Below are 7,476 nucleotides of genomic sequence, written 5' to 3' on the forward strand. Positions count from 1 at the left end.
TAGTATTGTTAAAATGAGAAGGTTTAACTATTTGTATAGTTCAGGATATTCTAATGAAAATGCGTAATTCTCAATATTGGTATAGCCGTTAGGGGCAATTTTTAATGCATCGGACGGATCATCATTTTCCAGTCCCCATTTTTCTTCAAAAGCATCGGGTATACCATCATTATCTGAATCTAATTGTATTGAACCAGTTTGTATGAAGCCCGGGCCACCGATGGGGAATTGATCCTTATTAGTTTCATTTTGAATAATTATACCTTTTAATCCTAATGATGTCAATTCTTTCACTAGATAGGTGTCAACCTGATCTCGTTTGGGTAAGGTAGCACCCACATTCTCTACAATCCACTCATAAGCACTTTCTGCAGAAGTCTGAGATTGTATCAAAGAGTGTAAAACTGAGCGTGTTTCTAAAAATGTAGGACTTCCCTCACAATCTTTTTCAAAATTCATAAGACGACCATTCAGTTTCCCATCCTTATTGTCATCAAAGTAATTTCCAGCCCAATATGTTCTAAACAATGAATTTCCTCCCTTGAAAGGTTTAGATGGAGTGAGCGTATTTTTTTTAACAACAATCTCGCCATTACTTTGACGAGAGCCCCTGTAGGTTTCAGCTGGTCCCAAAATAAAGTAATTATTCTCTATGGTAGTTTCTGATGGGCCTTTTGAGTTACCCCCCATATCATAAGCAGTTCCTCCGCCCCAATTATAAACGACATTATTGACAAATTGATTTAATCCTTTTACTTTGGGATTCCTTGTATGATTGTCAATATAAAGATTTCTGAAAATTGTCACCCCTCCTGTCATATCAGTCTGCATAAGGCCTCCACAAGAGTGATTTTGTAAACCCTGCCCAATTATGCTATTCTGAATGGTTATATTTTCAAGAGGCTTGGTTCGGTTACTGCTGCTGATTGAGAAGTTTTCATCTTTACCCCAAGTGATAGAGCAATGATCAAAAATGACATTAGTACCATAAGCCATACCTACCGCATCTGACTGCCCTTGGAAATTTGCTCCCATCCTAATTCGTAAATATCGAACAATTGTATTGGAAGCCCCGCTGGCCGATAATCGACCACCATAAAGCACAATTCCGTCTCCAGGTGCAGTTTGCCCCAAAATTGTCTGATTGCTTAATAATTTAATAGGGTTAGAGCTGAGTTCAATAATTCCCGCCACTTTGAATACAACGATCCTGTTCGGTTCACTAACAGCATCCCGAAATGATCCGTGACCGGCATCACTCAGATTTGTTACACAATACAATTTACCGTATCGACCACCAGTAGCATTTTTACCATATCCCTCTGCTCCTGGAAAAGCTATAATATTTCCAGAAAAATCAGGAAAAGTCAGAGTTTGTTTCGAGTTACGCTTACTTTCAATAGAAAAAATATCCTTCTCTGTCAAAAAATGATTATTATTGAAACTAGCGAAGTCTATCGTAGTTAGAATAAATGTAAAATATAAAGTTAGCAGCAAATAATATTTAATCTTCATGATAATATAGTGAAGCAATAATTTGAACGTAGAATAAATATTTAAGTATTATATATTTCTTTTAAAGTTCACCGCACAGCAAAATTATCAGCATTTAACATCTCTGATCGGTAATTTCATTCATTTTTTCATAACAATTGTACAGAAATATACAAATAAAGATATTTACTGGAATTATTGCCTTAAAACCGTACAATTGTACAGCATCAGGCAATTTATTTATTGATTAATTATTATTTGTTATTTTTGCAAAGAATGATTCTTTTACACTAAGTTGACAAAACATGATTCCTATAATCATGATGGATATCATAGAAGAGACTTTACCAAATTAAAGACAACTACAAACAGAAATGATCCATCCATTCCACATAAAAAAAACACTGTTCACGTTCCTCTTCCTACTGCCAATGCTTATCTATGGCAACGAAGGGATCCGGATTGAACATATCGACAGCAAAGATGGATTATCGCACAACACGGTAAGATATATCATTCAGGATCATCAGGGGTTGATCTGGATAGCCTCCGTCAACGGTCTGAACCGGTTTGACGGGTACAATTTTTCCTCTTTCTATCCGGGGTTTTCCACACGTTCGCTTTCTGAAAGCAATATACGAATGATGTGGGAAGACCGTCATGCCTATCTCTGGATACAGACATCCTCCCGTTATGTCAACTGTTACAATCTGAACAACGAATCGTTTGTGAATTATACCGGAGATGGGGAAGCACGTCAATACCGCAGTATGCTGGAGGCCTCAAACGGAGACATCTGGCTCTGGGGTACAGAACAAGGGGCATGCCGTGTGAGACATCATGACTCTGGGGTATTGGGTACCCTTTACGACAAAACCAATATCGGGACCGATCATATATCCTTTATACTGGAAGATGCATCGGGCAATATCTGGGCTGGCACAGACAAGGGTTTATTCCTCTATAGCGACGGTATGTTTCACCGCTTGAGTGAGAAAATTAGTCGCTATAAATTTCATAGTGCGTACAAAACGGAAGAATACCTCTGTTTTTTAACAAACAATGCGGATATTTTAATTTACGACTTGCTGAACAGGCGTTTTCTTCCTGTAATCAATTATGCTTCCCAATTTCCAGAATTCAGCATTCACGAGACGGAAAAAATTGACAACGATCAAATCATTATTACCGGGAACCATGCAACACTGATCTTTCATATCCCTTCAATGCAGGTATACAACAGCAACAGGCTGATGCAGGGAGAAACCATCCGGGAGGGATACATTATCAGAGACAACAAAAACAAACCATGGGTCTACAACAAGTCGGGTAGTGTATGGCATTATAACACTGAAAGTAAATCATTTGACAGATATCGGCTGATTCCAAAACCAGTGCTTTCGTTCATCGATCACGAAAGGTATTCAATCTTCACCGATTCAAGGGAGATCACATGGATCTCTACCTATGGGAGCGGATTGTTTGCCATCAGAAAAAATGGAGAAATCTCTCACTATACTACCACAAACAGCGATCTGCGAACAAACTACCTACTCTATGTCACGGAAGATCGTACCGGAAGCATATGGGTGGGAACAGAAAATGCCGGCATTGCAAAACTGAGCTTCGCAAAACAGGAAAGTTCACAGTTAATACCGGCATCCCTCCTCACCAGTTCGCAGGAACAGACCATCAGGAGCCTGTATGAAGACCGAAATGGAAATCTTTGGGCAGGAACAAAAAATGGGGACATTTACATAATTGACAGCAACTGGAACAAAAAGGATCTCTTCACCGGCAGGCAAAAAGGGATCTACACCATCCAGGCAGACCACAAAGGCAACATCTGGATGGGAACAAAAGGAGATGGGCTGCGGATCTTTCTCGCGGACGACCTGTCGGGAAAGAGCTTTTCCTACCTCCTCTCTGATGACTTAAATGCAGGAGAGAACAGCATCTATGCAATCCTGTGTGATACAAAAGGACGTATGTGGGTCGGGACGTTCGGCAACGGACTGTTTCTGTGTGAGTGGGAGAAGGGATCGCTGCATAGCCTGAGATTCGATCAAATATCGCGTACACAAAGACAAATCAGGTCGCTCATGCAGGACAGGGAAGGTCGTATCTGGTCGGGAGGTGAAAATGGTGTGGTCATCTTTCACCCGGACAGTCTGATTAAGGATGGTAACTCCTACGAATGGTATTACTTCGACCGGAATGATCCTGAGTCACTAAACAACAACATTGTAAAAACCCTGTATGAAGACCGGAAAGGTCGAATCTGGCTCGGAACAGCTGGCGGTGGTGTCAATCTGGCTATAAAAAAATTACCTGCTGAGAGGTACCAGTTCACACACTACACCACCGAAAATGGCTTGACAAATAATATCATCCAGGCTATACTGGAAGATTACAACGGAAATCTTTGGATCAGTACTGAAAGCGGACTTTCGAAGTTCGATGTTGAAAAAAAATTTTTTGAAAATTACAATTTCGCCGACAGATGGGAAAGTGACTATTTTTCGGAGTCTGTCGCCTTGAGAAGAAAAAATGGAGACATCCTGTTTGGCAGTTATAGTGGCGTGTATGTTATTGACCCGGATGTTTTCAAGAAACAAACAGGCCCACTGACAACCCTGATTACTGATCTTAGTATCAATGGAGTAAAAGTAACACCCCACTCACAGGATACACCTTTGACAGCGAGCATCTCCAAAACCAGTCATCTCCGGCTCCGCTACAATCAGAATTCATTTGCTTTGGCTTTTTCCTCACTGAATTATCAGGAAATATCTTCGAGCAGATATACCTATATTCTGGAGAACTACGACAAGGAGTGGAATCCAATCACAGCGTACAATGTTGCAACCTATAAGAATATTCCACCAGGAAAATACCATTTCAGGGTGAAGAGTGTCTCCAACACAATGGAAAACCCCGAAACATTATTGGAGATTACCATCAAACCTTCATTCTGGCGATCTCTCGAAGCATCGATTCTCTATCTGCTCTCAGGGTTGCTGCTTCTTTATCTTACAGTCGTCACTCTGATGAAGATGAACCGGCTCAATAATGAAATCATTATCGAGAAAAAGATGACAGCTCACCGACTGCAATTCTTCACCAATATCTCTCACGAGTTCAGAACACCGCTCACCCTTATTCAAGGCAGTATTGAAAGCATATATGAACAACAGCTATCACCGGCGCTGAAGAAACAGGTTGATATCCTGAACAAAAGTTCCGACAAATTGATGCGACTGATTGACCAGTTGCTCGCATTCAGGAAACTACAGCATGAAGAGATGGAACTGCGACTGGAGAAGGCTGATATTGTTTCATTTCTTCGGGATATTTATGAGATCTTTAGTGAGACAGCGATCAAAAAAGGAATTGAATATACCTTTAGGACAATCGAAGATTCAAAGGTGATTATCACCGACAAAGGAAAAATGGAGATGATCATTTTCAACCTTTTGTCAAACGCTTTTAAGCATACTCCAAAAAATGGAAAAATCCGTGTAGAGATAACCTTCGACGAACCGAATAAGCACTGTGCCATTACTGTTTCCGACTCAGGCATCGGCGTCCCTCCTGAAAAGCGGGAACTACTCTTTCAGCGATTTAAACAGATCAACTACACCCCCACCGGAATAGGTATTGGCCTGCACCTCTCCGCCGAACTGGCTAGGGTGCTCCATGGCAGGATCGATTACCGGGACTCAGAATGGTCGGGAGCCTGCTTCATGCTTTCCATTCCTATGAGTTTGGAAGATTACGCGTCAAGCGAAAAAAAATATGGTCCTGTTGTAGATGTGAACGAGTTGGAAGCAAAAGCAACAGCTGGTGCCGTATCGGTAAAAAAAAACCCGGTAAAAATTACTCCGGGGCGGAAACAAAAGGTCCTGCTAATTGAAGATGACGAAGAGATCAGATCATTCCTGGAGGACAAACTGATGGATTATTTTGAACTCTCCTCTGCCTCCAACGGGCTGAGCGGTCTGGAAAAAGCGATCGAAACACCTCCTGAGCTGATTGTATGCGATGTGATGATGCCGGAAATGAACGGTTTTGAGGTAACCAGGAAGATCAAAGAGAACTTTGAGACCAGCCATATTCCCGTTGTCCTGCTTACCGCCTATTCATCGCCCGAACATCAACTGGAAGGAATTAACGCGGGTGCAGATGCTTACATCATCAAACCCTTCAGCGTCCAATACCTGATTACCCGTATCCGTAAATTAATTGAGCAGCGGGAAAGGCTGCAATACAAGTTTGCACATGATCCCGGCATGGCAGGATCCCTCCCGGTGCATACATCCGGGAAAGACAGCCTTTTCATGGAAAAAATCCACACGGTAATGGTGTCCCACCTGAGAGATACACAGTTTTCGGTGGATGATTTCGCGAAAGAGATGAACATGGGGAGGACCCTTTTTTACAAAAAGATTAAAGGGATCACCAATTACTCTCCCAACGAATATTTCCGCATCATCCGCCTTAAAAAAGCAACAGAGTTGCTGATCAACAGCGAAATGAATGTAGCAGAAATCGCCTATGAGGTAGGATTCAACGATCCGGACTATTTCGGAAAATCGTTTAAAAAACAGTTTGGCGTCACTCCCTCACAATTCAGAAACGGACAAAAGAGTTGAAAACCACCTCTGGATATAGGCGCCTCCCAGGAGGCGTAAACTATATGAAAATTGTTAACGACGCAACGATACCCCGAAGAATCCTGGGACTACAAACAATTTGGCAATTTGCAAATAAGTTGTACCTTTGTGTACGAGCACATGCCTGTCAGTACAGAAAGGGTTCGAAAGCGCCAAAATAATTTAAATCAAATATTAAAGATTAACAGAGGGCCAATCATACATGCAAAAGAAGATCCGGATAATTGACATTGCAAAAATGGCGGGCGTTTCAAAAGGAACGGTCGACAGGGTGCTTCATAACCGCGGAAACGTGTCGGAATCAGCGCGCTTGACCATCGAAAAAGTGCTGAAGCAGGTGAATTATAAGCCAAATATTCATGTCTCCTCCATCTCTTTGAAGAGAAGTTACAGGATCATTGTAACCACACCCGAAATGTCTCTGGGAGCCTATTGGGAAAGTATTCACAATGGAATTCGTCATGCCCTGGAAGAATATGAAAATGTAAAAGTTGAATTACGGGTTTTTACTTATAACCAATACGATATATATTCCTGCCGGCAGACTTTCGAAAAGATTGCCGGTTTCGAAATGGATGCACTGATCATCGGTCCTACCTTCACCGAGGAGACAGTTAATTTGTGCAAAAAAATGAACGACAGGAATGTCCCTTACATTTTTGTGGATTCAAACATCGAGGAGACATCACCGCTGGCCTTCTTTTCAGCAAATCACTACGTGTGTGGGTATATGATGGCCAAACTGATCACATCAATTATCCCCAAAAATGCCAATATTGCTATTTTTCACGCTGTCAGAACTGGAGATAAGAGTGCGAACACGACCATTCTCAGAAAAAACGGTTTCACCGATTATCTGGAGAAAAACAAATGCACAAACCTTGTCCTTGGCATTCCTTTTTCAGTAACAGAACCCGAAAATAACGAGATGTATCTCTCGCGGCTATTCGGGAGTCAGAAGGATACCCCGGCCATCGTGGTTTTAAATTCACGCGGTAATTTTATTGCTGACTACCTGGAAGCAAACCATATAGAAGGGGTGAAAATGGTATGCATGGACTTGACTTCGGCGAATATTGATGCATTGAAGAAAGGAAAAATCGACTACCTTATCGGGCAAGAGCCAGAATATCAGGGATTTTATGCCATGAAAACCCTGCTTGAATATCTGATCTTCAAAAAGCCGGTTACAAAACAGAACTATGTCCAGCTGGATATTTTAACCCGCGAAAACATCGATTATTATAAACGGTTCAATAATATCATGTATTAAGCAGGCCAAACCTGATCCAGCTTAAATCCTTGC

The 7,476-nt window shown here is 41.5% G+C and carries 3 protein-coding genes; 2 read left to right on the forward strand and 1 reads right to left on the reverse strand.

Going from position 1 to position 7,476, the window contains the following annotated elements:
* Window positions 1–27: 27 nt before the first annotated feature.
* Window positions 28–1,515, reverse strand: coding sequence for a pectate lyase family protein (locus B3Z75_RS00190; protein WP_294066345.1), 1,488 nt, complete (start codon window positions 1,513–1,515; stop codon window positions 28–30).
* Between the two features lie 353 nt (window positions 1,516–1,868).
* Between B3Z75_RS00190 and B3Z75_RS00195 the strand changes: the two genes are divergently transcribed.
* Complete coding sequence (locus tag B3Z75_RS00195) at window positions 1,869–6,149, forward strand: hybrid sensor histidine kinase/response regulator transcription factor (protein WP_294066347.1); 4,281 nt, start codon at window positions 1,869–1,871, stop codon at window positions 6,147–6,149.
* A gap of 223 nt (window positions 6,150–6,372) precedes the next feature.
* Entirely contained in the window at window positions 6,373–7,443 is a 1,071-nt protein-coding gene (locus B3Z75_RS00200) for a LacI family DNA-binding transcriptional regulator (protein ID WP_294066350.1), read from the forward strand.
* Window positions 7,444–7,476 lie beyond the last annotated feature (33 nt).

The organism is Proteiniphilum sp. UBA1028 (genome assembly GCF_002316955.1).
In the GTDB taxonomy this organism is placed as follows: domain Bacteria; phylum Bacteroidota; class Bacteroidia; order Bacteroidales; family Dysgonomonadaceae; genus Proteiniphilum.